The organism is Streptomyces sp. RB17, assembly GCF_009604455.1.
GTDB lineage: Bacteria > Actinomycetota > Actinomycetes > Streptomycetales > Streptomycetaceae > Streptomyces.
On the sequence record NZ_WEGL01000004.1, the window covers coordinates 701,528 to 727,133 of the forward strand.

At 73.1% G+C, this 25,606-nt stretch carries 19 protein-coding genes; 17 read left to right on the forward strand and 2 right to left on the reverse strand.

Features of this window, described 5'->3' with window-relative positions; translation table 11 throughout:
- Positions 1–118 precede the first annotated feature (118 nt).
- The 7 genes from ssd (at position 119) to SRB17_RS21085 (ending at position 5,546) form a co-directional block, all read left to right on the forward strand.
- Positions 119–1,225: a septum site-determining protein Ssd gene (ssd, locus tag SRB17_RS21055; protein ID WP_323376010.1), complete on the forward strand. Its 1,107-nt coding sequence runs from the start codon at positions 119–121 to the stop codon at positions 1,223–1,225.
- Entirely contained in the window at positions 1,222–2,427 is a 1,206-nt protein-coding gene (locus tag SRB17_RS21060; RefSeq protein WP_153540858.1) for a TadA family conjugal transfer-associated ATPase, read from the forward strand. Before ssd ends, SRB17_RS21060 begins: the two co-directional genes overlap by 4 nt.
- 10 nt (positions 2,428–2,437) lie before the next feature.
- Positions 2,438–3,289, forward strand: coding sequence for a type II secretion system F family protein (locus SRB17_RS21065; protein WP_153541299.1), 852 nt, complete (start codon positions 2,438–2,440; stop codon positions 3,287–3,289).
- Positions 3,290–3,584: 295 nt separating this feature from the next.
- Positions 3,585–4,364, forward strand: coding sequence for a type II secretion system F family protein (locus SRB17_RS21070; RefSeq protein ID WP_153540860.1), 780 nt, complete (start codon positions 3,585–3,587; stop codon positions 4,362–4,364).
- Between the two features lie 90 nt (positions 4,365–4,454).
- Positions 4,455–4,658, forward strand: coding sequence for a DUF4244 domain-containing protein (locus SRB17_RS21075; protein ID WP_153540862.1), 204 nt, complete (start codon positions 4,455–4,457; stop codon positions 4,656–4,658).
- Positions 4,659–4,680: 22 nt separating this feature from the next.
- A complete protein-coding gene (locus tag SRB17_RS21080; RefSeq protein WP_323376011.1) occupies positions 4,681–5,055 on the forward strand; it encodes a TadE family type IV pilus minor pilin in 375 nt (124 codons plus the stop codon).
- 107 nt (positions 5,056–5,162) lie between these two features.
- Positions 5,163–5,546: an Rv3654c family TadE-like protein gene (locus SRB17_RS21085; RefSeq protein WP_153540864.1), complete on the forward strand. Its 384-nt coding sequence runs from the start codon at positions 5,163–5,165 to the stop codon at positions 5,544–5,546.
- 78 nt (positions 5,547–5,624) lie between these two features.
- Here the strand turns inward: SRB17_RS21085 and SRB17_RS21090 are convergent, their stop codons facing one another.
- A complete protein-coding gene (locus tag SRB17_RS21090) occupies positions 5,625–8,174 on the reverse strand; it encodes a DEAD/DEAH box helicase (protein WP_228396151.1) in 2,550 nt (849 codons plus the stop codon).
- Between the two features lie 77 nt (positions 8,175–8,251).
- On the opposite strand from SRB17_RS21090, the gene bldG reads away from it, so the two are divergent.
- From bldG to SRB17_RS21105, 3 genes are all read left to right on the forward strand, one after another.
- Positions 8,252–8,593, forward strand: a complete 342-nt coding sequence (gene bldG / locus SRB17_RS21095) for an anti-sigma factor antagonist BldG (RefSeq protein ID WP_010986038.1) — start codon at positions 8,252–8,254, stop codon at positions 8,591–8,593.
- A gap of 203 nt (positions 8,594–8,796) precedes the next feature.
- Positions 8,797–9,228: an ATP-binding protein gene (locus SRB17_RS21100; protein WP_153540866.1), complete on the forward strand. Its 432-nt coding sequence runs from the start codon at positions 8,797–8,799 to the stop codon at positions 9,226–9,228.
- A gap of 271 nt (positions 9,229–9,499) precedes the next feature.
- On the forward strand, positions 9,500–11,902 hold the full coding sequence (locus SRB17_RS21105) for a sodium-translocating pyrophosphatase (RefSeq protein ID WP_153540868.1): 2,403 nt from the start codon (positions 9,500–9,502) through the stop codon (positions 11,900–11,902).
- 101 nt (positions 11,903–12,003) lie between these two features.
- On the opposite strand, the gene SRB17_RS45470 is transcribed toward SRB17_RS21105, so the two are convergent.
- Positions 12,004–12,126, reverse strand: a complete 123-nt coding sequence (locus tag SRB17_RS45470) for a PT domain-containing protein (protein ID WP_194294077.1) — start codon at positions 12,124–12,126, stop codon at positions 12,004–12,006.
- A gap of 106 nt (positions 12,127–12,232) precedes the next feature.
- Between SRB17_RS45470 and SRB17_RS21110 the strand changes: the two genes are divergently transcribed.
- From SRB17_RS21110 to SRB17_RS21140, 7 genes are all read left to right on the forward strand, one after another.
- Positions 12,233–12,841 (forward strand): small secreted protein, encoded by a 609-nt coding sequence (locus SRB17_RS21110; RefSeq protein WP_323376012.1) that lies wholly within the window; start codon positions 12,233–12,235, stop codon positions 12,839–12,841.
- Between the two features lie 309 nt (positions 12,842–13,150).
- The gene (locus SRB17_RS21115) at positions 13,151–14,680 is read left to right on the forward strand and encodes a N5-glutamine methyltransferase family protein (protein ID WP_153540870.1); all 1,530 of its coding nucleotides are present in this window, start codon (positions 13,151–13,153) and stop codon (positions 14,678–14,680) included.
- A 521-nt stretch (positions 14,681–15,201) separates the two neighbouring features.
- Positions 15,202–15,399 carry a hypothetical protein gene (locus SRB17_RS45475; RefSeq protein ID WP_194294078.1) on the forward strand — a complete coding sequence of 66 codons (198 nt, stop codon included), beginning with the start codon at positions 15,202–15,204 and terminating at the stop codon, positions 15,397–15,399.
- A 267-nt stretch (positions 15,400–15,666) separates the two neighbouring features.
- Complete coding sequence (topA, locus tag SRB17_RS21125; RefSeq protein WP_153540872.1) at positions 15,667–18,498, forward strand: type I DNA topoisomerase; 2,832 nt, start codon at positions 15,667–15,669, stop codon at positions 18,496–18,498.
- Between the two features lie 627 nt (positions 18,499–19,125).
- The gene (tmk, locus tag SRB17_RS21130) at positions 19,126–22,437 is read left to right on the forward strand and encodes a dTMP kinase (RefSeq protein ID WP_153540874.1); all 3,312 of its coding nucleotides are present in this window, start codon (positions 19,126–19,128) and stop codon (positions 22,435–22,437) included.
- Between the two features lie 122 nt (positions 22,438–22,559).
- On the forward strand, positions 22,560–23,765 hold the full coding sequence (locus SRB17_RS21135; protein WP_153540876.1) for a DNA polymerase III subunit delta': 1,206 nt from the start codon (positions 22,560–22,562) through the stop codon (positions 23,763–23,765).
- A gap of 189 nt (positions 23,766–23,954) precedes the next feature.
- On the forward strand, positions 23,955–25,556 hold the full coding sequence (locus SRB17_RS21140) for an alpha/beta hydrolase (protein WP_153540878.1): 1,602 nt from the start codon (positions 23,955–23,957) through the stop codon (positions 25,554–25,556).
- Positions 25,557–25,606 lie beyond the last annotated feature (50 nt).

Below are 25,606 nucleotides of genomic sequence, written 5' to 3' on the forward strand. Positions count from 1 at the left end.
CCTATGCCCGGTTTCTGCCGGCCGTTCATATGGGCGGCCGCTCGCCGGTTCTTCACACCTTTGGGAATCGCGTGGCCGCAGGGGCTGCGCGGCCCACGCAGCGAAGGGGGAAACACCCGTGACCGCAGCCGTCACCCACGACCAGCCGCCCGGCACCCCGGACCGGCCGAACAGGCCGCTCATCGTCACCGAGGACGCCGAACTCCTGGACGACCTGCTGCGGCTGTGCGCGGCCGCCGGCGCCACACCCGAAGTCCACCACGGCGTCCCCGAACACGGCGACGGCTGGGAGGCGGCCCCGCTGGTGCTGGTCGGCGACGACGCCGTCCGCCGGGTCGGCGGGGCCATGCGCCGCCGCGGAGTGGTGCTGGTCGGCCGTGACCAGGACGACCCGGGGGTGTGGCAGCGCGCCGTCGAGATCGGTGCCGACCACGTCCTGATGCTTCCCGACGGCGAACAGTGGCTGGTCGACCGCATCGCCGACGTCGCCGAGGGGGTCGGCCGCCCGGCCCTCACCGTCGGGGTGATCGGCGGCCGGGGCGGGGCCGGTGCCTCCACGCTCGCGTGCGCGCTCGCCGTCACCTCCGCGCGCGAGGGGCTGCGCACCCTCCTCGTGGACGCCGATCCGCTCGGCGGCGGACTCGACGTACTCCTCGGCGGCGAGAGCGCCGACGGACTGCGCTGGCCGGCCTTCGCCGCCTCCCGCGGCCGGGTCGGCGGCGGCGCCCTGGAGGAGTCACTGCCCGAACTGCACTCCCTGCGGGTGCTGAGCTGGGACCGCGGCGACTGCGTCGCCGTCCCGCCACAGGCCGTGCGCGCGGTGCTCGCCGCCGCCCGGCGACGCGGCGGCACGGTCGTGGTGGACCTTCCCCGCCGACTCGACGACGGGGTCGCCGAAGTCCTCGCCCAGCTCGACCTGGCGCTCCTCGTCGTCCCCGCCGAACTGCGCGCGGTCGCGGCCGCCGGGCGGGTCGCCTCCGCCGTCGGCATGGTCGTGCGCGACCTGCGCGTGGCGGTACGCGGGCCGTACGCACCCGGCCTGGACGACCGTGAGGTGTCCCGGCTGCTCGGCCTGCCCCTGGCCGGCGAGGTGCCGGTCGAAGCGCCGCTGCTGCGCCCGCAGGGCGGCGCCAAACCACCCGGCGCGACCGGCCGCGGCCCGCTCGCCCGCTTCTGCTTGAACTTCTGGGAGCGCGCCCTGGTCGAGGCCGGAGGCACCCGATGACCCTCCCCGGACTCGACCGCGCGGACGGCGCCGCCCTGCTCGACGGCGTGCGGCGCCGGCTGGCCGAGAGCGGTGCCGAACCCACCCCCGCGCGCGTGGCTCAGGCCCTGCGCGAACAGGGCCGGGTGCTCGGAGACGCCGAAGTCCTCGGCGCGGCCCGGCAGCTGAGGTCCGAACTTGTCGGCAGCGGCCCCCTGGAGCCGCTGCTCGCCGACCCGGACGTCACCGACGTCCTCGTGTCAGCTCACGACCGGGTGTGGGTGGACCGCGGCGGCGGCCTGGAGCTGACCCCGGTGACCTTCCCCGACGCGGCGGCCGTACGACGCCTTGCGCAGCGGCTGGCCGCCGTGGCCGGACGCCGGCTGGACGACGCCCGGCCGTGGGCGGACGCCCGGCTGCCCGACGGAACCCGGCTGCACGCGGTGCTGCCCCCGGTCGCCGTCGGCTGCACCTGCCTGGCCCTGCGGGTCGTACGACCCCGGGCGTTCACCCTTCAGGAACTCGTCGCGGCCGGCACGGTGCCGCCCGGGGGCGACCGGATCCTCAAGGCGCTGCTCGCGGCCCGGCTGTCCTTCCTCGTCAGCGGCGGCACGGGAAGCGGCAAGACGACCCTGCTCAGCGCCCTGCTGGGGCTGGTCGGGCCGGGCGAGCGGATCGTGCTCGCCGAGGACTCGGCCGAACTGCGCCCGGACCATCCGCACGTCGTCCGGCTGGAGACCCGGCCCGCCAACCAGGAGGGCGCCGGCCTGGTCACCCTGGAGGACCTCGTCCGGCAGGCGCTGCGAATGCGGCCCGACCGGCTGGTCGTCGGAGAGGTCCGCGGACCCGAGGTCGTCCATCTGCTCGCGGCCCTCAACACGGGCCATGATGGCGGCTGTTGCACGGTCCACGCCAACGCCGCCGGGGACGTCCCGGCCCGTCTGGAGGCACTGGCCACGGCCGCCGGACTCGACCGGGCCGCGCTGCACAGCCAGCTCGCGGCCGCGCTCTCCGTGGTCCTGCACCTTGTACGGGACCGGTCCGGGCGGCGCCGGATCGCCGAGGTGCACGTGCTGGAGCGGGACGGCACGGGGCTGGTCCGCACGATGCCGGCCCTGCGCTGGGGCGAGCGGGCCTTCGTACGGGAGCGGGGCTGGGAGCGGCTGCAGCGGCTCCTGGACGCCGGAGCGGACTCGAAGAGGGGTGCGGGAAGTGATCGGTGAGACGACGTCCATGGGTGCCGCGCTGATCTGCCTCGGCGCGCTGGTCTGGCTGCTGAGCGGGCGGCACTACGGAATGCGGCGGGCGCGGCTGCTGCTCGCGGGCGGCGGAGTGGTGACGGCCGGTCCGCTGTCCTGGGACCAGGTCCTCGCGGAACTACGGCGGCTGCGTGGCCGGTTGGGAGCCGAGTGGTGGGCGCTCGCGGCAGGCCTGCTGCTCGGGCTGCTGGGTTCCTCGCTGATTCCGGTCGTCGCGGGGGCGGCCGGGGTCCCGGCGCTGCGCCGGGTGCGGCTGGCCCGGCAGGCCAGGCGGGTCCGGGGGCGGCGGGCGGACGCGGTGATCGCCCTGTGCGGGGCTCTCGCCGGGGAGGTGCGCGCTGGACGGCAGCCGGGCGAGGCGCTGTTGCGGGCGGCGCGGGACTCCGGCGGGCTCGGCGAGGCGCAGGCGGCCGTGGTCGCGGCGGCGCGGTTCGGTGGGGACGTGCCCGGCGCGCTTACCGCGGCGGCCCGGCAGCCGGGCGCGGAGGGCCTGCTCGGGCTGGCCGCGTGCTGGCGGGTGGCCGTGGACCAGGGGGCCGGGCTCGCGGCGGGCCTGGACCGACTGGACGCGGCCCTGCGCGCCGAGCGGGACCAGCGCGCCGATCTGCACGCCCAGCTGGCAGGCGCCCGGGCGACCACGGTCCTCCTCGCCGTGCTCCCCGCCCTCGGCCTTCTCCTCGGCACGGCCATGGGGGCCGACCCGCTCCGCGTCCTGCTCCACACGGGCGCCGGCCTCGGCTGCCTGGCGATCGGCTCCGCCTTCGAGGCGGCCGGGATGTGGTGGGCCGTGCGGATCGTGCGGGGAGCGGGAGCGGGGGCGGTGTGAGTGGGAGCGGAGGCGGTGTTCGGGAGCGAGGCCTGGGCTGGTCAGGGCATCCGGGGCGGGGAGCGCGATGCGGTGCGTGGGCCCGGGCCGGGGCGTACCGGAGCCGGCGGCGGGTCCGGGATGCACGGGGCCGGGTGGCCGGACCGGGCGTGCGGAGGGGAGAGCGATGGGCTGTGCAGGGAGCAGGGAGCAGGGAGCAGGGAGCAGGGAGCGATTACCGGGAGCGGCGCGATGTGTTCGGGGCGGGGCGCGTGATGGGGCGCGTCGGTTGGGACGTGTGGGGAGAGCGGGCGGTATGAGCGGGGAAGTCGTCCACAGGTTGGGGACGGTCGGGGGTGTTGTGCTGCTCCTCGGCTGGGTGGTCCGGCGGCTGGAGCTGGTCCGGAGACGGCGCAGGGCGCAGCGGCGGGTGGCCGAGCTGCTCGGTCCGGAAGTGCCGGTGCACAGGAGGCGGTTCGCGCCGACGGGCGCCTTGCGGCGTTGGCTGCCGTTGGCCGGGGTGGTGTGCGGTGCCTGGGTGCTGGTCGGTGGTGTGGCCGGAGCCGTGCTGGGGCTGGGTGCCGGGGTCGCACTGCGGTGGTGGCGGAACCGGCAGTTGGCGGCCGGCCGGGAGGAGCCGGTCGACACGGCCGCCGCCATGCGCCAGCTTCCGCTCGCCGCGGATCTGCTGGCCGCGTGTATCGCGGCCGGTGCCGGACCGGTGATCGCCGCACAGGCCGTGGGGGAGGCGCTCGACGGGCCGGCCGGGGAGGCGCTGGCGCGGGGTGCGGCGGAGGTGCGGCTCGGTGGTGAACCGGCGGATGCCTGGCGGCGGTTGGCCGAGCTGCCCGGCGCCGCAGCGTTGGCGCGGCTGCTGGAGCGGGCCGACGAGTCCGGGCTTCCGGCGGCCGGCCCGGCCGCCCGCCTCGCCTCCGACGCGCGCGCACAGTGGGCCCGCACCGCGACGGCCCGAGCCCGGCGTGCGGCCGTACTGATCTCCGCGCCGGTGGGCCTGTGCTTCCTGCCCGCCTTCATCGCGGTCGGTGTGCTGCCCGTCGTGATCGGACTCGCGGGGGGCGTGATGCGAGGGAGGTGAGGCGTACGAGGGCGAACGAGCCAGGCCGAGACAACGATCCGAGCAATCGAGGGAAGAGGCACGAACGTCATGAGTTCCACGGGGGTTGGAATGCGCAGGAAAATCAAGGAAGCGGCGGCGGGACGGCTGCGGGGGAAGGGCCGCAGGGACGCCGGAATGGTGACGTCCGAGTACGCGATGGGGATCATCGCGGCCGTCGGGTTCGCGTTGCTGCTCTACGAGGTCGTCACCAGCGGCCAGGTCCGGACGGAGCTGCAGGACATCGTGAAGAAGGCCCTCAGTGCGCGGATGTGAGCGGGGGGCGGACCGGGGGTTCGTGACCGCGGAGGCGGCCGTGGTGCTGTGCGTGCTGGTGGCGTTCACGATGGCGCTGGTCTGGGGGCTGCTCGTGGTGGCCGAACAGATCCAGTGTGTGGACGCCGCCCGCATCGGCGCCCGGGCCGCCGCCCGCCTGGATCCGGCCGACGCCGTGGTGACGGTGACCCGGGAGGCCGCGCCGCGCGGCGCCCGGGTGACCGTCGGGCGCGAGGGCGATCAGGTGCGGGTGACGGTGGTGGCCAGACCGCCGCTGCTGAGCGGGCTGCCGTTCGAGGTACGGGAACAGGCTGTCGCGCCGGCCGAGGAGACCGCGGCGAGCGGGGAGAGCGCGGTGACCGGGGAGGCCGCGGTGACCGGGGAGGTGGAGCCGTGAGGCGAGGTGGGGCGAGGAATCGGCAGCACTCCGAGCAGGGGTCAGGCAGCACGTGGCGCCGGCGGCAGTCCGACCGGGGTTCCGCCACCGTGTGGAGCCTGGGGGCGATGGCCGTGCTGTGCGCGGTGTTCGGCGCCGTGCTCGCGCTGGGGCAGGCCGTCGTCGTCCGGCACCGGGCGGCGGGCGGCGCGGATCTGGCGGCGCTCGCGGCGGCGGCCCACTGGGACGAGGGCGGCGCGGCGGCCTGCGCGCGGGCCGAGCGGGTGGCGGCGGCCCAGGGGGTACGGCTGGTGCGGTGCGCGATCGTCGGCGAGACCTCGGACGTGACGGCGGCCTCGGGAAGAGGGCCGTTCGCGGCGAAGGCCAGGGCCAGAGCGGGGCCGGCGGACCCGGGGCCGGCGGGATCCGTGCCCAGTGGGTCCGTGCCTGCGGGATCCATGCCGGGAGGACAGGCGCCGGAAGCTCCGGGACCGGGAGGACCGGCGCCGTAAGCCCCGTGCCGGAAAGCCCGTGCCGCAAGCCCAAGCCGGACAGCCCCGTGCCGGACAGCCCCTGCCAAGCACGCAAGCTCAAGCCCGTTGCGCCGGCCCCGGAGCCCGCTCCTGCGCCCCCTGTTCTCCGGGCGCTCGCTCCTCCGCCCCCTGTTCCCCCGGCTTCTCCCCTGGCTTCTCCTCCGGTGCCCCGCGCAACAGCACCGTGAGGAGCCGTACCGCCCCCCTCTTGTGCAGTGGGTCGTTGCCGTTGCCGCACTTGGGGGACTGGATGCAGGAGGGGCAGCCGGCCTCGCACTCGCAGGAGGCGATGGCCTCGCGGGTGGCGGCGAGCCAGGTACGGGCGGTGTGGAAGGCACGCTCGGCGAAGCCCGCGCCGCCGGGGTGGCCGTCGTACACGAAGACCGTGGGGAGGAGGGTGTCGGGGTGCAGGGGTACGGACACGCCGCCGATGTCCCAGCGGTCGCAGGTCGCGAAGAGGGGGAGCAGGCCGATGGAGGCGTGCTCGGCGGCATGCAGGGAGCCGCCGAGGATCTCCGGTGTGATCCGGGCATCGTCGAGCTGGTCGTCGGTGACCGTCCACCACACCGCGCGGGTGCGCAGCGTACGGGGAGGGAGGTCGAGTCTGGTCTCACCGAGCACTTCGCCGGTGATGAGGCGTCTGCGGAGGTAGGAGACGACCTGGTTGGTGACCTCGACCGAGCCGTAGCAGAGACGGCCGGCGCCCCAGGGGATCTCGGTGTCGGTTTCCAGGACGGAGATGGAGGTGGTGTCGCGGGCGACCGTGGAGTACGGCGGGTCGGCCTGCTCGACCAGGGCGACCGAGTCCTCCAGGTCCAGCTGGCGTACCAGGTAGGTGCGGCCCTGGTGGAGGTGGACCGCGCCCTCGTGGACCGTGGAGTGCGCGGCGCCCGCGTCGACCGTGCCGAGCAGGCGGCCGGTGCCGGACTCGACGACCTGCACCGGACGTCCGCCCGCGCCGCGGATGTCGGTCAGGTCGGTGGCCCGCTCCCGCCGTGTCCAGTGCCAGGCCTTCGTCCGCCGGCGGAGCAGCTTCGCGTCCTCCAGCTGTGGCAGCACGTCCGCGCAGGCTGAGCCGAAGAGGTCCAGGTCCGCCTCGGTCAGCGGGAGTTCCGCGGCGGCGGCGCACAGGTGCGGGGCGAGGACGTAAGGGTTGTCCGGGTCGAGGACGGTGGACTCCACCGGCTGGTCGAACAGGGCCTCGGGGTGGTGAACCAGGAAGGTGTCCAGCGGGTCGTCGCGGGCCACCAGCACGGCGAGCGCGCCCTGTCCGGAGCGGCCCGCGCGACCCGCCTGCTGCCACAGGGAGGCGCGGGTGCCCGGGTAGCCGGCGATGACCACGGCGTCCAGGCCGGAGACGTCCACGCCGAGTTCCAGGGCCGTCGTGGCGGCGAGGCCGAGGAGTTCGCCGGAGTGCAGGGCACGTTCCAGGGCACGGCGCTCCTCGGGGAGGTAGCCGCCCCGGTAGGCCGCGACACGCCGGACCAGGGAGCGGTCTACCTCGGCCAGCTTCTCCTGGGCGATCACCGAGATCAGCTCGGCGCCGCGCCGGGACCGTACGAAGGCCACCGAGCGCACGCCCTGCACGGTGAGGTCGGTCAGCAGATCGGCGGTCTCGGCGGTGGCGGTACGCCGTACGGGTGCACCCTTCTCGCCGTGCAGCTCGGTGAGCGGGGGCTCCCACAGGGCGAAGACCAGTTCCCCGCGCGGGGAGGCGTCGTCGGCGACCTCGGTCACCGGCAGGCCGGTCAGCCGGCGGGCGGCGACGGCGGGCTCGGCGGCGGTCGCCGAGGCCAGCAGGAACACGGGTGAGGCGCCGTAGCGGGCGCACAGGCGGCGCAGCCGGCGCAGCACCTGGGCGACGTGCGAGCCGAAGACGCCCCGGTAGGTGTGGCACTCGTCGATGACGACGTACTTGAGCGCCTTCAGGAAGGAGGACCAGCGCGGGTGGGAGGGGAGTATCCCGCGGTGCAGCATGTCGGGGTTGGTGAGGACGTAGTTGGCGTACTGGCGGATCCACTCCCGTTCCTCGATCGGGGTGTCGCCGTCGTACACGGCGGGGCGCACCGAGGTGCCCAGCGGTTGTGAAAGTTCCTTCACCGACCGGCACTGATCCGCCGCGAGCGCCTTGGTGGGTGCCAGGTACAGGGCGGTGGCGCCACGGCCGTTCGGGGCCTCGGAGCCGTCCATCAGGGTGGACAGGACGGGCACGAGGTACGCGAGGGACTTGCCGGAGGCGGTGCCGGTGGCGACGACCACCGAGTCGCCGTCCAGGGCGTGCTCGGCGGCCAGCGCCTGGTGCGCCCAGGGGTGTTCGATGCCGCACGCCTGTACGGCCGCGATCACCTCGGAGCGGATTCGGTCAGGCCAGACGGCATGGCGGCCCGCGCGCGGGGGCAAGTGCTCCGTATGAGTGATGCGCGCAGACCGGCTCGGCCCGGAGGCGAGCCGGTCCAGGACCGCGCCCGGAGACGGGCGGGACGCCGGGTCCGCCGGGGATCGATCGGATCGGTGATTCTTGGCCATCGGCACCGAGTGTGTCACTGGCGTGACGGACAATGGAGCCAAGGCGTCGTGCACGCCTGCCAGTAAGTGATTGAATGCCATCGCGGCTGGCGATGCGTCCCGGGGGCCGCTGGGTGTCCCGAGGGGCGACCGCTCGATAGCAAGGTGCTGGAGGATCCGTGGACCTGTCCCTGTCGACCCGTACCGTCGGCGATCGTACGGTCGTCGAGGTCGGTGGCGAAATCGATGTATACACCGCGCCCAAGCTGCGCGAGCAGCTGGTCGAGCTGGTGAACGACGGCAATTTCCACCTCGTCGTCGACATGGAGGGCGTGGACTTCCTCGACTCCACCGGGCTCGGCGTGCTGGTCGGTGGCCTGAAGCGAGTGCGTGCCCACGAGGGCTCGCTGCGCCTGGTCTGCAACCAGGAGCGCATTCTCAAGATCTTCCGTATCACCGGCCTCACCAAGGTGTTCCCGATCCACACCTCGGTCGAGGAAGCGGTGGCGGCCACCGACTGACCCTGGACCGGTCACCGGCGCCGGGCTGCCGTAGGCGCTCGGACGCCGGCCGGTCCCGGCCGGGCCGCTGCGTTCGCGGCCCGGCGCGTCGACCGGTTCCGCCCCGGGCCCTGGAGCGGCCCGGCGCACAGAAGCACAGCAGGGGGTGCGGGCGCTCGGCGCCCCCGCCCCCGACCGCACGCCCGTAGTCGCGAGGGGGATGCATGGCCACCGTTGAACTCCGCTTCAGCGCGCTGCCCGAGCACGTCCGGACCGCCCGGTTGGTGGCGGCCGCGGTGGCACGCAGGGCCGGAGTGGACGAGGCCGTCCTCGACGAGGTCCGGCTCGCCGTCGGCGAGGCCTGCTCCCGTGCCGTCGGACTGCACCAGATCAGCGGCATCAGCGCACCCGTGAAGGTGGCGCTGATCGAAGAGGAGAAACAGTTCTCCATCGAGGTCGGCGACGAAGCGCCGCACGCCGCTCCGGGCGACACGCCCGGCGCCGGACCGGACGGCGAGGCGGAGGTCGAGGAGGACGAGATGGGCCTCGCGGTCATCAGCGGCCTCGTCGACGACGTCCAGGTCACCACCGGACACGACGGCGGCCTGATCCGCATGACCTGGCCGACCACACCACCGGCCACGGCGCTGGTCTGAGCGCCGCGCCGCACCACCTCACGAGGGCCCTGCCGAGCAGGGCCCTCGGTGTTTTTCCGACGTCAGGCGGCACGCCCGCAATTCGTGAAGGAATTCACGATCATTGAGAATGCCCTGGGGGCATTACTCCATTCGGGTTGTCCTGCAAGATCTCGATCATTTACTGATGAGCCGGTGGAGGCGAATTCCGTTTACCGCGCTCTGTTTAGATCACACTGAGGTACCTAGAATCCCCACATCTTGAGCTCAGCCCAAGCGTCAAGGAGGACGAATGGCGGGGCTTTCTACCCCTCAATCGGGTCATCCCACGTCCCTCGCAGCCGCAGTCCTGACACACGACAACCGGATCATCGTGGCCGTCATCGCGGCGGTCGCGCTGGCCGCCCTGGTGGTCGCGGGAATCCTGGTGCGCCAGGTACTGGCGGCGGGCGAGGGCACCGACAGCATGAAGCGGATCGCCGAGGCGGTCCAGGAAGGCGCGAAGGCCTATCTCGCCCGGCAGTTGCGCACGCTCGGCGTATTCGCCGTCGTCGTCTTCTTCCTGCTCATGCTGCTGCCCGCGGACGACTGGAATCAGCGTGCCGGACGATCGGTGTTCTTCCTGATCGGAGCGGTGTTCTCGGCGGCCACCGGCTATATCGGCATGTGGCTCGCCGTGCGCAGCAACGTGCGGGTCGCCGCGGCGGCCCGGGAAGCGACCCCGGCACCGGGCGAACCACAAAAGGATCTCACCACCGTCTCGCACACCGCGATGAAGATCGCATTTCGCACGGGCGGCGTCGTCGGCATGTTCACGGTGGGGCTCGGCCTGCTGGGCGCCTCCTGCGTGGTGCTGGTGTACGCGGCCGACGCTCCGAAGGTGCTGGAGGGCTTCGGCCTCGGCGCCGCCCTGATCGCCATGTTCATGCGTGTGGGCGGCGGCATCTTCACCAAGGCCGCCGACGTCGGCGCCGACCTGGTCGGCAAGGTCGAACAGGGCATTCCGGAGGACGATCCGCGCAATGCCGCGACCATCGCCGACAACGTGGGCGACAACGTCGGCGACTGCGCGGGCATGGCGGCCGACCTCTTCGAGTCGTACGCCGTGACCCTGGTGGCCGCCCTGATCCTCGGCAAGGCCGCCTTCGGCAACTCGGGGCTCGCCTTCCCGCTGCTCGTGCCCGCGATCGGCGTCATCACGGCGATGATCGGCATCTTCGCGGTCGCACCGCGGCGCGCCGACCGCAGCGGCATGTCGGCGATCAACCGCGGTTTCTTCATCTCCGCGGTGATCTCGCTCGTGCTGGTCGCGATCGCGGTCTTCGTCTACCTGCCCTCGAAGTACTCCGCTCTCCACGGCCTGACGGACGCGGCGATCCGGGGCAAGGACGGCGACCCGCGGATCCTCGCTCTGGTCGCGGTGGCGATCGGCATCCTGCTGGCCGCGGTCATCCAGCAGCTGACCGGCTACTTCACCGAGACCAACCGCCGCCCGGTCCGGGACATCGGCAAGACCTCCCTCACCGGACCGGCCACTGTCGTCCTGTCCGGCATCTCCCTCGGTCTGGAGTCCGCCGTCTACACCGCGCTGCTCATCGGGCTCGGCGTGTACGGCGCGTTCCTGCTCGGCGGTACGTCGATCATGCTCGCGCTGTTCGCGGTCGCGCTGGCCGGCACCGGCCTGCTCACCACGGTCGGCGTGATCGTCGCCATGGACACCTTCGGTCCGGTCTCCGACAACGCGCAGGGCATCGCCGAGATGTCCGGCGACGTCGAGGGCGCGGGCGCACAGGTGCTCACCAACCTGGACGCGGTCGGCAACACGACCAAGGCCATCACCAAGGGCATCGCCATCGCCACCGCCGTCCTCGCCGCGTCGGCGCTGTTCGGGTCGTACCGCGACGCGATCACCACCAATGTGCAGGACGTCGGGGTGAAGCTCACCGGGCCGGGTGCGCCGCTGAGTCTGTCCCTGGACATCTCGCAGCCCAACAACCTCGTCGGCCTCATCGCGGGCGCCGCTGTCGTCTTCCTCTTCTCCGGACTGGCCATCAACGCCGTGTCGCGTTCGGCGGGTTCGGTGGTGTTCGAGGTGCGGCGGCAGTTCCGGGAAAGGCCCGGGATCATGGACTTCACCGAGAAGCCCGAGTACGGCAAGGTCGTCGACATCTGCACCAGGGACGCCCTGCGGGAGCTGGCCACACCCGGTCTGCTCGCCGTGATGGCGCCGATCTTCGTCGGGTTCACGCTCGGCGTCGGCTCGCTCGGCTCCTACCTCGCCGGCGCGATCGGCGCGGGCACTCTGATGGCGGTGTTCCTCGCCAACTCCGGTGGCGCCTGGGACAACGCCAAGAAACTGGTGGAGGACGGCCATCACGGCGGCAAGGGCAGCGAGGCCCACGCGGCCACGGTGATCGGCGACACCGTCGGCGACCCCTTCAAGGACACCGCGGGGCCGGCGATCAACCCGCTGCTGAAGGTCATGAACCTCGTCTCACTGCTCATCGCGCCCGCGGTGATCAAGTTCTCCTACGGCAGCGACAAGAGCCTCGGCGTACGGATCGCGGTCGCGATCTTCGCGCTCGCGGTGATCGTCGTCGCCGTGTACGTCTCCAAGCGGCGCGGAATCGCCGTCGGCGACGACGAGAACGCCGAGCGGGTCACCAACTCACCGAACACGGCGGTGGTTTCCTAGACCGCCTGGGAAGGCCCTGCTCAACGGGCGGGCGGGCGGCGCGTGCTGACGTGCCGCCCGCCCGCTGTCGTCTGTGCTGATCTGCGCTGTCATCTGCGCTGTCATCTGCGCTGTCGTCTGCGCTGTCGTCTGTGGGTGTCCGTGGGGTCGTCGGTGGGGCCGTCGGTGGGGTCGCCTGCGGGGTCGTCCGTGGGCTCGCCCACGTGGTGAGCCTTCTCTCTCATGGTGCAAAGGGTCGCAAAGGGCGCTATAGGGGGCGTTCGGGGAGCGGAGGGTGTGCGTCCGCCGTGTAGGGTCCGTGGGCCGAGAGCCAGGGAAGGGACCAATCCGGTGAACAAGAAGCTCGCGGCCGCACTGTCCGGCGGTGCGGTACTGGTGGCGGCGCTGTCGGGATGCACCAGCAGCGGCGGTGACAAGGGACCCGACCCCAAGCTGGTCGCCTGGGCCAAGTCGGTGTGCGACGCGGTGCCCGCGCAGGACGCGAAGATCAAGGCGGCGAACACGGCGATCAGCACGACGGCCGCCGACACCGCCAAGCCCGAGACCCTTCAGAAGACGGACTCGCAGGCCTTCCAGGACATGGCCGACGGCTACAAGGCGATCGCCACGGCCGTCAGCAATGCGGGCGCGCCTCCCGGTGTCAGCGACGGCGCCAAGCGCCTGCAGGACGTCGTGAAGAGCTTCAACGGCCTCTCCGCCTCCTACGCCGGGCTGAAGAAGCAGGTCGACGCGCTGAACACCAAGGACCAGGCCAAGTTCGCCTCGGGTCTGCACGACGTCGCGGTGCAGATGACGGACCTGGAGAAGCAGCACAAGAGCGGCACCGACGCGCTGGAGAAGCTCCAGCAGGGCGACGTCAAGAACGCCATCGCCCAGCAGGCCAGCTGCAAGAAGGTGGCGGCCACCGCTTCGTCCTCGTCGTCGCCGTCGGCAGGCTGACGGGACCGCTGCGGGCCGGCGGCTCACGGGTGACCTCTCAGGGCCTCAGGGCCTCAGGGCCACGGCTTACGGCCGGTGGCGCTCGGCCTGCGGGCAAGGGCGGTCGGCGGCCCGGGCGGGCCTGCTCCGCGACGCCGGCCGACGGGCCGCGGCCGGGCGGGTCGCGACGCGCGCCGAAGCGTCGGTGAGCCGCGTCGGCGGGGTGCGCCGAGCACTTCGGTGGGGAGCGCCCGTCTGCTTCGGCGAGGCGCGCCGGGCTCCGTCGGCGGGGCGTGCTGAGGCCGCGAAGGGGAGGGGCCGCGGGCCACAATGGGGGGTGTGACTGACTCCGGACTCGCTCCCCTGCCCGCTTCCGACCGGACCGACATCGCCGCACGCCTGCGTGACGCGCTGCTGGCCGCCTCCTTCACCGCCGACGGGCTGCTGGACCTGCTCGGCGCCCCCGCGTACGCGGCGCTGGCCCGCAGCGAGACCGTGCCCGCCCTGCGGGCGACCCGTGGCGACACGCCGCTGGAGACGCTCGTACGGCTGTTCCTGCTCCAGCAACCGGTGCCGTACGCGCGTGTGGCGGCCGTTCTGCCGGCCGAGGAGGCGCTGCAGGCGGGGTGGCTCACGCGCGTGGGGGGCGACGAGGTGGCCGCCACCGTGGACGTACGGCCCTACGGCGGCCCCGGTGGCGAGGACTGGTTCATCGTCTCCGACCTGGGCTGCGCGGTCGGCGGTGCGGGTGGCATCGGACAGCGCGACGAGGGCGTCGTACTCGGCGTCGGCGGCGCCTCCACCACCCTCGCCGGCATCACCGTCCGTACGCCGGTCGCGTCCGCCCTGGACCTCGGCACCGGCTCCGGCATCCAGGCGCTGCACGCCACGCACCACGCCACGCGCGTGACGGCGACCGACCTCAACCCGCGTGCCCTGCACATCACCGCGCTCACGCTCGCGCTCTCCGCCGCACCCGCCGCCGATCTGCGCGAGGGCTCGCTGTTCGAGCCGGTCCGGGACGACGAGACCTTCGACCTGATCGTCTCCAACCCGCCCTTCGTCATCTCGCCCGGTGCTCGCCTCACATACCGGGACGGTGGCATGGGCGGGGACGATCTGTGCCGCTCGCTCGTTCAGCAGGCGGGGGAACGGCTGAACGAGGGCGGGTTCGCGCAGTTCCTCGCCAACTGGCAGCACGTGGCAGGGGAGGACTGGCAGGACAGACTCAGGTCGTGGGTGCCGCGCGGGTGCGATGCCTGGATCGTGCAGCGCGAGGTACAGGACGTCACGCAGTACGCCGAGTTGTGGCTGAGGGACGCCGGTGACCACCGCGGGGACCCGGCGGAGTACCAGGCGCGGTACGACGCCTGGCTCGACGAGTTCGAGGCGCGCAAGGTCAAGGCGGTCGGCTTCGGCTGGATCACCCTGCGCCGGACGGGTTCAGCCGAGCCCGTCGTCACGGTGGAGGAGTGGCCGCACCCCGTCGAGCAGCCCCTCGGGGACACGATCCGGGCGCACTTCGCGCGTCTCGACTATCTCCGGGGGCACGACGACGCGGCGCTGCTCGACAGCCACTTCAAGCTCGCCGCCGAGGTGGTCCAGGAGCAGGTCGGGCTGCCCGGCGCCGAGGACCCGGAGCATGTGGTGCTGCGCCAGCACCGCGGGATGCGGCGGGCCACGAAGGTGGACACGGTCGGCGCCGGGTTCGCGGGCGTCTGCGACGGCACGCTGAGCGCGGGCCGCATCCTGGACGCCATCGCCCAGCTCATGGACGAGGACCCGGTGGTGCTCCGCGACCGGACGCCCGCGCAGATCCGCCTGCTCGTGGAGCAGGGCTTCCTGGAGCCGGCACGCTGACCCGACCCGACCCGACCCGACCCGACCCGACCCGACCCGACCCGACCCGACCCGACCTGGGCCGGGCCGGCGACGGGGCCATGGCGGCTGGTCCGGCGTGCGGCTGGTGCGGCGTGCGGCTGGTCCGGCGTCGGCGGGCTCCGTCGGCCGGCCGTGGTGCGCCGGGCTACGGCGGCTTGGGTCGCCTGACGTACGCCGGGTACCGGTGCGGTCGTAGCCATCGCCCGATGCCCTCGTGGCCGCGCCCCGATCATCGTCGTATGCCGGTGGCACGGGCCGTCGCGGACCGGCGGCGGGTGCCCTGACGCGCCCATGCCGCTTCCGTGACGCGCCGATGTGAGAAAAACGGCCGGAAAAATGTGGGCGCCGCGCGCATCCGGGGCGCTGGTCGATCACGTGTGCGATATCACGTCGACCGGCCGTTCACCTCGTTGTCGCCCGTCCGTCCCTCGCTCGTCTCCCGTGCGTGCCAGTCTCCCGGCGCGGGCAGAGCCGGACGGCGCGGAAGAGGTGGGCGGGGGATGGAGAGCGGGCCGGCGATCTTCGCGGGAATGGTGTTCGCCCTGTTCGGAGGCGCCCTTCTGGCCTGGACCGGCACCCGACTCAGGCGCCGCGAACCGGTGGCCCACGGTGTGAACCAGGTCGCATCGGCAGCCCTCGCGAGCGTGGCCGGGACGGTCGCGCTGGCCCTCGGCGTGTACTGCCTGACCCGCTTCTGACGTCGCACGGCGGCGGCGGTGAGAATGCCGCGGAAGTAAGGGGAGCATCACGCTCCGGACATGCCTCGGGTGGGTACCCGGTAGTCCGGGCGGCAGGAATGCCGGTAGTCGGGTTACCGTTCGAGTGGCCGTTGTGGGCTTTTCCCGTTTGACACGGGGGCGGGATGTACCGTCACACTCCGCAGCGTCACACGTGCCAGCAGTACGCCGCGACCCCGGGAAGAAGCCCTGGGGAGGCCCCAGCGTCGACCGGAGAGAAGAGCGAAGTTGTCCCCGACCAGCGAGACCGCACAGGGCGGCCGCCGACTCGTCATCGTCGAGTCGCCTGCCAAGGCGAAGACGATCAAGGGCTACCTCGGCCCCGGCTACGTCGTCGAAGCGAGCGTCGGGCACATCCGCGACCTCCCCAACGGCGCCGCGGAGGTGCCCGAGAAGTACACCGGCGAGGTACGCCGCCTCGGTGTGGACGTCGACCATGACTTCCAGCCGATCTATGTGATCAACGCCGACAAGAAGGCACAGGTCAAGAAGCTCAAGGACCTGCTGAAGGATTCCGATGAGCTCTTCCTCGCCACCGATGAGGACCGGGAGGGCGAGGCGATCGCCTGGCACCTCCAGGAGGTCCTCAAGCCGAAGATTCCGGTCAAGCGGATGGTGTTCCACGAGATCACCAAGGACGCGATCCGCGAGGCCGTCGCCAACCCGCGCCAGCTCAACCAGAAGCTGGTCGACGCCCAGGAGACCCGTCGCATCCTCGACCGCCTCTACGGCTACGAGGTCTCGCCGGTCCTGTGGAAGAAGGTCATGCCCCGGCTGTCGGCCGGCCGTGTCCAGTCCGTCGCCACGCGTCTCGTCGTCGAGCGGGAACGCGAGCGGATCGCTTTTCGTTCTGCCGAGTACTGGGACCTGACGGGCACCTTCGCGACCGGCCGCGCGGGCGACACGTCGGACCCGTCGTCGCTGATCGCCCGCCTGCAGACCGTCGACGGCAGGCGGATCGCGCAGGGCCGCGACTTCGACTCCCTGGGACAACTCAAGAGCGCGAACACCCTCCACCTCGACGAGGCGACCGCCCGCGCCCTCGCCGCCGCCCTGGAGAACACCCGCTTCTCCGTGCGGTCCGTCGAGTCCAAGCCGTACCGCCGCTCGCCGTACGCCCCGTTCCGTACGACGACGCTGCAGCAGGAGGCCAGCCGCAAGCTCGGCTTCGGCGCGAAGGCGACCATGCAGGTCGCCCAGAAGCTGTACGAGAACGGCTACATCACGTACATGCGTACGGACTCCACGACGCTGAGCGACACCGCGATCGCGGCCGCCCGCGCCCAGGTCACGCAGCTGTACGGCGCCGACTACCTGCCCCCGCAGCCGCGTACCTACGCCGCCAAGGTCAAGAACGCGCAGGAGGCGCACGAGGCGATCCGCCCCTCGGGTGATCGTTTCCGCACTCCCGCCGAGACCGGCCTGACCGGTGACCAGTTCAAGCTCTACGAACTGATCTGGAAGCGGACCGTCGCCTCCCAGATGAAGGACGCGACCGGCAACAGCGTGACCGTACGGATCGGCGGCAGTGCCGCCGACGGCCGGGACGTCGAGTTCAGCGCCTCCGGCAAGACGATCACCTTCCACGGCTTCCTGAAGGCCTACGTCGAGGGTGCCGACGACCCGAACGCCGAGCTGGACGACCGCGAACGCCGGCTGCCGCAGGTCGCCGAGGGCGACGCGCTGTCCGCCGAGGAGATCACGGTCGACGGCCACGCCACCAAGCCCCCGGCCCGCTACACCGAGGCCTCCCTGGTCAAGGAGCTGGAAGAGCGCGAGATCGGCCGTCCGTCGACGTACGCGTCGATCATCGGCACGATCCTCGACCGCGGCTACGTCTTCAAGAAGGGCACGGCCCTCGTGCCGTCCTTCCTGTCCTTCGCCGTCGTGAACCTCCTGGAGAAGCACTTCGGGCGGCTCGTCGACTACGACTTCACCGCCAAGATGGAGGACGACCTCGACCGCATCGCCGCCGGCGAGGCCAAGGCCGTGCCGTGGCTGAAGCGTTTCTACTTCGGCGAAGGCACCGGTCACGGCGGCGCCGCCGAGGCGGGCAACGGCGACGGGGACCACCTCGGTGGCCTCAAGGAGCTGGTGACCGACCTGGGCGCGATCGACGCGCGCGAGGTGTCGTCGTTCCCGGTGGGCAACGACATCGTGCTCCGCGTCGGCCGCTACGGCCCGTACATCGAGCGCGGAGAGAAGGACACCGAGCAGCACCAGCGCGCGGACGTCCCGGACGACCTGGCGCCGGACGAGCTGTCCGTCGAGCTGGCCGAGGAGCTGCTGGCCAAGCCCAGCGGCGACTTCGAGCTGGGCACCGACCCGGCCACCGGCCACCAGATCGTCGCCAAGGCCGGCCGCTACGGCCCGTACGTCACGGAGATCCTCCCCGAGGGCACCCCGAAGACCGGCAAGAACGCGGTCAAGCCGCGCACGGCCTCCCTCTTCAAGTCGATGTCGCTCGACACGGTGACGCTCGACGACGCCCTGAAGCTGATGTCGCTGCCGCGGATCGTCGGCACCGACGCCGAGGGCCAGGAGATCACCGCGCAGAACGGCCGCTACGGCCCGTATCTGAAGAAGGGCACGGACTCGCGCTCGCTGCAGTCCGAGGACCAGCTCTTCACGATCACGCTGGAGGAGGCGCTGGCGATCTACGCCCAGCCCAAGCAGCGTGGGCGCGCTGCCGCCAAGCCGCCGCTGAAGGAGCTGGGCGACGACCCGGTCTCCGGCAAGCCGGTGGTGGTCAAGGACGGCCGCTTCGGGCCGTACGTCACCGACGGCGAGACCAATGCGACCCTGCGCTCCGGCGACAGCGTCGAGGCGATCACCCCGGAGCGCGGCTTCGAGTTGCTCGCCGAGAAGCGCGCGAAGGCGCCCGTCAAGAAGACCGCGAAGAAGGCCCCGGCCAAGAGGGCGGCTCCGGCGAAGAAGACCGCCGCCAAGAAGACGGCGGCGAAGAAGACGACCGCGGCCGCGAAGAAGACCACGGCGAAGAAGACGACCGCCAGGAAGGCAACGGCTTCCGAGGCACCGTCCACCGGCACGGAGGACTGACAGCTCCGGCGGGTCGGGGGGTGCTGCGGCTCCGGCCCAGGGGGCGGCGGCTTGCAGACCGGGTCTGCCCTGCGGGTCCGAGGCGGTGGCTTCTGGCACGGAGGAGTGACAGCTCCCGGCGGGTCCGGGGGCCGTTGCGGCTCCGGGTGCAGGGGCGGTGGCTTGCGGGCTGGGGCCGGTGGCTTGTGGGCTGGGGTCTGCCGTGACGGCCCGAGGCGCAGCCTCCCGCCCGATTGTCCGGCTTTCCGCCCCGTGTGCCGGCGGCGTCCGTGCCCGGTGGGCTCGCGGCTTCGTGCCCAGGGGCCTGCCGCTTCCGGCTCGGACAGCCGGACCGCCGTCGCCCGGACCGCCGGACCGCCGTCGCCCGGACCGTCACCGCCGTCGCTGGAGAGCCAGGCCGCCGTCACCCGGACAGCCGGACCACCTTCGCCGGAGAACCGGGTCGCCGTTGCCCGGACAGCCGGAACTCCTTCGCCGGAGAGCCGGCCCCACTGCGGAGGAAGGGCTCGTCGGCGGCGTGGCTTCCGGCTTCGCGTGGCGAACGGACCGGCATCACTTTGATGTCAGGGCGTGCGCATGCCAGGAGAGGCGGGGTGTGGTGTCGGTGGCTCCGGATAGGCTGAACGCATGACGCGAGCCGAGCAGCCAACGGCCACCACCACAGCCCCGGACGACGCCCTGGTCGCGGACTCCCGCGAGCGCGCCGTCCGTTCCCTGCTGCGCCGACCCGAACTGCGACGCCTGTGGAGCGCGCAGCTGGTGAGCGGCGTCGGCGACACCCTCGCCCTCCTCGTCCTGGTCGTCCTCGCCCTCCAGGCGGCGATCGCCCAGGGCTCGTTCGGCGGTGGATACCGGGGCGTGGCGTTCGCAGTGGCGACGGTCTTCGGGGCGCGCGTCCTCGCCGCGCTGCTGTTCGGCGCGGTCCTCCTCGGCCCGCTGACCTCGCTCACCGCCCAGGAGGGCCCCCTCGACCGCCGCTGGACCATGGTCGGAGCCGACGGCGTGCGCGCCGCGCTGCTGATCGTCGCACCCCTGTGGATCGACTGGACCCCGGACAACGCGCTGGCGGTCCTGCTGGTCACCGCCTTCGTCACCGGCGTCGCCGAGCGCCTGTGGACGGTCTGCCGGGAGAGTGCGGCCCCGGCCCTGCTGCCCGGCCCGCCTCCGGAGGGCGCCACCGTACGGCCGCTGCCCGACCATATGGACGCCCTGCGCCGCCTGTCGCTGCGCACCAGCTTCCTGGCCGTCCCGCTGGCCGCCGCCGCGCTGGTCGTCGCCGCCCTGCTCAACAACCTGCTGGGCACCGGCGTGGCCTGGTTCGACCAGCACCAGGCGGCGCTCGGCGCGTATGTGGCGGCCGGTCTGTTCGCCGCCTCCCTGTCCGTGCTGACCTTCCTGGAGCTGCCCGACGTACGCACCCCGCGCGCGCGGTCCCCGCTCGAGGGCCTGCGCCGCCCGCGCACCGGCACCGGTGTCGACAAGGGCCGTACGGGCGCGATCCCGCTGCTCGTCCCGGCCTGCGCCGCGGTCGCCGGGGCCATCGCGGCGGCCGTCTCCGTGTGCGTGCTGCACGCCACCGACATGGGTGGCGGCCCGGTCCTGTACGGCCTGCTGGTGCTGGGCCTGACCGGCGGTGTCGCCGTCGGCATCCGTTCGGCCCCCGCGCTGCTGCCCTCGCTCTCGCGCCGCCGCCTGCTCGCCCTCGCCATCGCCTTCACCGGCATCGCCCTGCTGGCCGCCGGGCTGGTCCCGGACGTCACCACGGTGCTGCTGATCGTCACCCTCGCCGGTGTCACCGCGGGCGTGGCCGCGAACACCGGGCACGCCCTGCTCGACCAGGAGACCGAGGACTACCGCCGGGCGCGCGTCACCGGGCACCTGCACGCGGTCGTCCGGGTCTTCATAGCGCTCGGCGCCGTGATCGCACCCGTGGTCGCCGGGCTCATCGGCCGGCACCGGCTGGAGAACGGCAGGTTCGTCTTCGCGCACGGCGGCGCCTCGTTCACGCTGATGCTGGTCGGCGCGCTGCTGCTGCCGGTGGCGGCGCTGGTGCTCGCCAAGGTCGACGACCGCTCCGGCATCCCGCTGCGGCAGGACCTCAAGGACGCGCTGCTCGGCGGCGACGACCCGGTCGAGGCACCGGCGGCGAACGGCTTCTTCATCGCCCTGGAGGGCGGCGACGGCGCCGGCAAGTCCACCCAGGCCGAGGCCCTCGCGGAGTGGATCCGGGCCAAGGGCCACGAGGTCGTGCTCACCCGCGAGCCGGGGGCCACGCCCGTCGGCAAGCGGCTGCGCTCGATCCTGCTGGACGTGTCCTCGGCGGGCCTGTCGCACCGCGCGGAGGCGCTGCTGTACGCCGCCGACCGTGCCGAGCACGTCGACACCGTCGTACGCCCCGCCCTCGAGCGCGGCGCGGTGGTCATCTCCGACCGCTACATCGACTCGTCCGTCGCCTACCAGGGCGCCGGCCGCGATCTGTCCCCGACCGAGATCGCCCGCATCAACCGCTGGGCGACCGACGGCCTCGTTCCGCATCTGACCGTCCTGCTCGACGTCTCCCCGGAGACCGCCCGCGAGCGGTTCACCGAGGCGCCGGACCGGCTGGAGTCGGAGCCGGCGGAGTTCCACGCGCGCGTGCGGTCCGGTTTCCTCACGCTGGCCGCCGCCGACCCCGGCCGTTACCTGGTCGTGGACGCCGGCCAGGAGCCCGAGGCCGTCACCACGGTGATCCGGCACCGGCTCGACACCGTGCTGCCCCTGTCCGAGGCCGAGATCAAGGCCCAGGAGGAGGCGCGGAAGAAGGCCGAGGAGGAGGCTCGCCGCAAGGCCGAGGAAGAGGCCGCGCGCAAGGCCGAGGAGGAGCGCCTGGAGCGCGAGCGCCAGGAGGAGCTGGCCCGGCTGCGTGCCGAGGAGGAGGAACGCAAGCGCCGCGAGCTGGAGGAGGCGCAGCGCCGCGAGGCCGAACGGCAGGCGGAGGAGGCCCGGCAGCGGGCTGCGGAGGCCGCCCGGCGCGCGGAGGAGGAGCGTCTGCGGCTCCTCGCCGAGGAGAAGGCCCGCGCCGAGGAGGAGGCCCGCCGCAGGGCCGAGGAGGAGCAGCGTCGCAGGCTGGCCGAGGAGGAGGCCCGGCTGCGCGCGGAAGAGGAAGCGCGCCGGCTGGAGAAGCAGCGCAAGGCCGAGGAGGCGCTGCTGCGCGCCGAGGAGGCTCGCCGGCAGGCCGCCGAGGCAGCGGCGGCGGCCGACACGGCGGCCCGCCGTTCCAGCACGCGCCTGCCGGCCGCACCGGGCGTGGCACCGGACGCGTCGACGGTCGCGACGCCGGTGGTCTCGCCGGGACAGGGCGAGCCGGGCGGGCGTGGGGCGGCCACGGACGAGACGACGGTGCTGCGTCCGGTTCGCGAGGAGCCGGGCGACTCCGCCGAGAACGCCCAGGATGCCGAGGCTTCCGACGCCTCCCACCCGGACTCCGAGGTGACCGCCGAACTGCCGCAGCCTCCGGGGGCTCCGGGGACGGACGAGACGGCGGTGCTGCCCCAGGTTCCAGGCGCGGCGGACGAGACGGCCGTGCTGCCCCAGGTTCCAGGCGCGGCGGACGACACGGCGGTGCTGCCGCCGGTGGTCCCCGGCGCGGCCGACGAGACGGCCGTACTGCCGCCCGTACGGGGTGACGATCCGGCGGACCGGATGCCGTCCGGCTTCTTCCGGGACGAGCGGCCCGCCGCGGGCCCCGACGGTTCTGAGCACCGTACGCGCGAGATGCCGCAGATCGACGCCGATGGCACCCCGCGCCGGCGGCCGCGCCCCGACTGGGCCGAGGAGACTCCGCTGGACGACCTGCCGTCGCTGGCGGACGAGCTGCTGGGGTCGTACGACGAGCGGGAGTACGGCGACCACGACGAGGAGCAGGGCCGCAGCGGTCGCGACCGGGGCCGGCGCGGCTGATGTCCTTTCGGGACTGCGCGGGGGTGGCGCCGTCGGAGCGCCGATGGCGCCGCCCACTGTCAGTGCCCGCCCGCACAATGGAGGGCAGGAACGCGGAGTGTGACGGAAGGGCGGCGTGACCCATGACCGTGTGGGACGACCTCGTCGGGCAGGAGAAGGTGAGCGCGGTGCTCGACGCGGCCGCGCGGGACGCCGACGCCCTCGTCACGGCCGCCGCGGCCGACCGGCCGCTGCCCGAGGCGTCGAAGATGACGCACGCCTGGCTGTTCACCGGCCCGCCCGGCGCGGGCCGGAACCAGGCGGCCAGAGCCTTCGCCGCGGCCCTGCAGTGCGTGAGTCCCGACCGAGCCCTCGGCGGAGCCCCCGGCTGCGGCTTTTGCGACGGCTGCCACACCGCACTGCTCGGCACCCACGCGGACGTCACCTCGGTGGCCGCAGTGGGCTCCGAGATCCTGGTCAAGGACATGCGGGACACGGTCCGCAAGTCATTCACCTCCCCGGCGACCGGCCGCTGGCAGATCATCCTCGTCGAGGACGCCGAGCGGCTGAACGAGAAGTCGGCCAACGCCGTCCTCAAGGCGGTCGAGGAGCCCGCCCCCCGCACGGTCTGGCTGCTGTGCGCCCCCTCCGTCGAGGACGTCCTGCCGACGATCCGCTCCCGCTGCCGCCACCTGACCCTGCGCACGCCGTCCGTGGACGCGGTCGCCGACATGCTCGTACGGCGCGACGGCATCGAACCCGAGATCGCGGCGGCCGCCGCCCGCGCCACCCAGGGCCACGTCGACCGCGCCCGGCGCCTGGCCACCGACCCGGCGTCCCGCGAGCGCCGCGCGGCCGTCCTCAAGCTGCCCCTGCGCCTGGACGAGGTCGGCGCCTGCCTCAAGGCCGCCCAGGAACTGGTCGACGCGGCCGCGGAGGATGCCAAGCAGCTCGCCGAGGAGATGGACGGCAAGGAGGCCGACGATCTGAAGGCGGCGCTGGGCGCGGTCCAGGGCGGCCGGTTGCCGCGCGGTACGGCGGGCGTGATGAAGGACCTCGAGGACATGCAGAAGCGCCGCAGAACCCGCACGCAGCGCGACAGCCTCGACATCGCCCTCGGCGACCTCACCGCCTTCTACCGCGACGTCCTCGCCCTCCAGCTCGGCTCCCGCGTGGCGATCGCCAACGGAGACGCCGAGGACGCCCTGGAGCGGCTGGCGCGCGGCAGCACCCCGGAATCCACCCTCCGCCGCATCGAGGCGATCGCCGCGTGCCGTGAGGCCCTCGACCGCAACGTGGCCCCGCTGCTTGCGGTGGAGGCGATGACGATGGCGCTGCGGGCCGGCTGAACCGTCTCAACCGCTGCGGGCGGGCTACCCCGGCCGAGGGACGAGGTCACCGTAAGAAGACGCCGTCGTCCCTCGTACCGCCGCCTTCGTCCCTCGTGCCGCCGCCTTCGTCCCCGCGTATGTCCCCCGTACGAGGCCACAATCTCCACGCACCGCATACGGAGCGTCGCACAGCGTTACGCTCGCCTGATGCACACCAGGCCATCCCTCCGCCGGACCCGGGGCGCCCGCCCCCGGACGACTGCTCGCCTCACGGCCGCCCTGCTCACGGCGGCCGCCCTGCTCGTGTCCGCCTGCTCCTCCGGGAGCTCGACGTCGGCGGGCGGTGCGGCGGATGCGGTGCTGGCCGCGCTCCCGCGTGCGACGCCGTCAGCGCTGTCGTCGTACTACTCCCAGCGGCCGCGCTGGCGCAGCTGCGGTGCCCCCGGTTTCCAGTGCACGACGATCAAGGCTCCGCTGGACTACGCCAAGCCCGGTTCCGGCGACGTCCGGTTGGCCGTCACCCGCAAGCGGGCCACCGGCAAGGGCAGGCCGCTGGGCTCACTGCTGGTCAACCCGGGCGGCCCCGGCGGCTCCGCGGTGGGCTACGTCCAGCAGTACGCGGGCATCGGCTACCCGGCCGACGTCCGTGCCCACTACGACATGGTCGCGGTGGACCCGCGGGGCGTGGCCCGCAGCGAGCCCGTGGAGTGCCTCGACGGCCGTCAGATGGACCGGTACACGCAGACGGACCTGACGCCCGACGATCAGCCGGAGCAGAACGCCGTGGCCACGGCGGACCGGACGTTCGCGGAGAGCTGCGGGGCGCACTCGGCGCGGCTGCTGCGGCATGTCTCCACGGTCGAGGCGGCGCGCGACATGGACATCGTGCGGGCGGTGCTGGGTGATCCGAAACTGAACTACGTGGGGGCGTCGTACGGCACGTTCCTCGGCGCGACGTACGCGGGCCTGTTCCCGGGCCGGGTCGGCCGGATGGTCCTGGACGGCGCGATGGACCCCTCCCTGGACGCCCGGCAGATGAACCTGGACCAGACGGCCGGCTTCGAGACGGCGTTCCAGGCGTTCGCGAAGGACTGCGTACGGCACTCCGACTGCCCGCTCGGCAGCAGCGGCACGACGCCGGCGCAGGTCGGCGACCACCTCAGGGCGTTCTTCCGCAAGCTGGACGCCCACCCCATCCAGGCGGGTGACGCGGACGGCCGCAAGCTGGGCGAGTCGCTGGCCACGACCGGGGTGATCGCGGCGATGTACGACCAGGGCACGTGGGAGCAGCTGCGCGAGGCGCTGACCTCGGCGATGAAGAAGAACGACGGCGCGGGCCTGCTCGCGCTCTCCGACAGCTACTACGAACGCGACGCCGACGGCCACTACAGCAACCTGATGATGGCCAACGCGGCGGTGAACTGCCTGGACCTGCCGCCGGCCTTCACCGGACCCGAGCAGGTCGACAAGGCGCTGCCCGCCTTCGAGAAGGCGTCCCCGGTCTTCGGCGACGGTCTGGCCTGGGCCTCGCTGAACTGTGCGTACTGGCCGGTGAAGGCCACGGGTGAGCCGCACCGCATCGAGGCGAAGGGCGCGGCGCCGATCGTGGTGGTCGGCACCACCCGCGATCCCGCGACTCCCTACCGCTGGGCCCGGTCCCTGGCCCACCAGCTCTCCTCGAGCCGCCTGCTGACGTACGCCGGCGACGGCCACACCGCCTACGGCCGCGGCAGCTCCTGCATCGACACGGCGATCAACACCTACCTGCTCGCCGGCACCCCGCCCACCGAAGGAAAGCGCTGCTCATAGCCCCTGCCACACCCCTGCCGCCCGCCCCGGAGCCCGCGCCTGCGGGGTGT